This window comes from Ciceribacter ferrooxidans (assembly GCF_004137355.1).
Lineage (GTDB): Bacteria > Pseudomonadota > Alphaproteobacteria > Rhizobiales > Rhizobiaceae > Allorhizobium > Allorhizobium ferrooxidans.
This window is the reverse complement of record NZ_SDVB01000126.1, coordinates 1-253: the sequence shown is the minus strand read 5'-3', so window position 1 is coordinate 253 and position 253 is coordinate 1. Positions and strand designations below refer to the sequence as shown.

Annotated in this window: 1 protein-coding gene; it reads left to right on the top strand. The window is 64.0% G+C overall.

All coding sequences use genetic code 11. From position 1 onward, the window contains the following. Positions 1–253 (top strand): ATP-dependent dethiobiotin synthetase BioD (gene bioD, locus EUU22_RS04030; protein ID WP_165351078.1); only part of this gene is annotated, 253 nt, incomplete at both ends.

Here is a 253-nt window from a genome sequence, read left to right as displayed (position 1 = left end):
CACATGTGCTGCACCCGCCCGCTTATATATTGCAGGCCGCCTTGTCGCCGCTGGCGGCGGCGCAATGCGAGAACGTAGAGATCCGTGCCAACGCCCTGCGCCTGCCCGACACCGCAGCGCCGCTGGTAGTGGAAGGTGCGGGCGGCCTGTATGTGCCAGTGGACGAAACGACCATGATGATAGACCTGGCCGAATCGTTGGCCCTGCCGGTGGTTCTGGTGGCACGCAGCACCCTAGGCACCATCAACCATAC